Annotated in this window: 1 protein-coding gene; it reads left to right on the top strand. The window is 48.5% G+C overall.

Annotated features, from left to right (window positions below; genetic code table 11):
* Positions 1–84 precede the first annotated feature (84 nt).
* Positions 85–747 carry a sigma-70 family RNA polymerase sigma factor gene (locus D1646_RS21630; RefSeq protein ID WP_347565271.1) on the top strand — a complete coding sequence of 221 codons (663 nt, stop codon included), beginning with the start codon at positions 85–87 and terminating at the stop codon, positions 745–747.
* The last annotated feature ends 252 nt before the right edge of the window (positions 748–999 follow it).

Below are 999 nucleotides of genomic sequence, written 5' to 3'. Positions count from 1 at the left end.
GGCAAGTAGCAGAACTTTCGCGGCTGTCAGATCGTACTTGCGCGACGGGACGCGCTTGCTAGTAACATAGGGCTTTGTCCGCATATGAAATACCCCCGGCTTCGCCGGGGGATATTTATTGTACTGGTCTGGAACATGATGATTGCCAGAAATCGCCGTTGGAATTGTTGGTGTCCTTCTGCTGCTGTGACTCATTCCTATCTGCATGGGGTTGAAATAAAGAAACCTATATTATGCAGTCTAACAGATGGGGTGCAGTACACCAGGAGTCATTTCCTTTTGCTTGTTTTCTTGAAAAAGTATTACGCCCAGACAGGGGACCAGGATGACCTGATTTCTATAGGGACCATCGGACTAATCAAGGGAATTTCTACCTTTAAAGCAGATAAAAATGTACGTTTGGCCACCTATGCCAGCAGGTGTATTGAAAATGAAATCCTTATGCATTTTCGTTCTCAACGTAAGCTTCAGGGGGAAGTTTCCCTTACCGATACACTGGAGGCGGCAGGGGAGGGGGGAACACTGTCGCTGATGGATGTAATCGCAGTAGACGACCACATGCTTGAGGACCTTGACACGCGGGATGCCTGTGTCAGGGTTCGCCAATGCGTACAGACCTGTCTGACGCCCCGAGAGCGGATGATTATCACCATGCGGTATGGTTTGGACGACCGATCTCCCCGCACACAGCGAGAAATTGCCGCCCAGTGTGGAATCAGCCGCTCCTATGTATCCCGCCGCGACTAATGTAAACGATGCCCGGAAAGCCTTGCGCTGCAATGGCTTGTCCGGGCATTGTATGTTTTTGGTAGCGCCGCGCTTATTGTAAGTGGTGAGAAATTTTAAGGGAGATAAGCAGTCATTCATCACATTTCTATTTTCCCTGGGTTAGAAGAACATTGTATGCAACATTTTTTAATAGCGTCAGCCTATCATACGCCAGCATGGCATATCACCAAATCGGGCATAATTCCTGCTCATGGTAAATATCACCGTCCT

It is taken from the genome of Pseudoflavonifractor sp. 60 (genome assembly GCF_009911645.1).
Lineage (GTDB): Bacteria > Bacillota > Clostridia > Oscillospirales > Oscillospiraceae > Lawsonibacter.
This window is presented reverse-complemented; position numbering and strand designations above follow the sequence as displayed.

Excerpts from the sequence above, each read along its gene's own strand:
- D1646_RS21630 (WP_347565271.1), top strand. The coding sequence starts at position 85 with ATGAAATACCCCCGGCTTCGCCGGGGGATATTTATTGTACTGGTCTGG.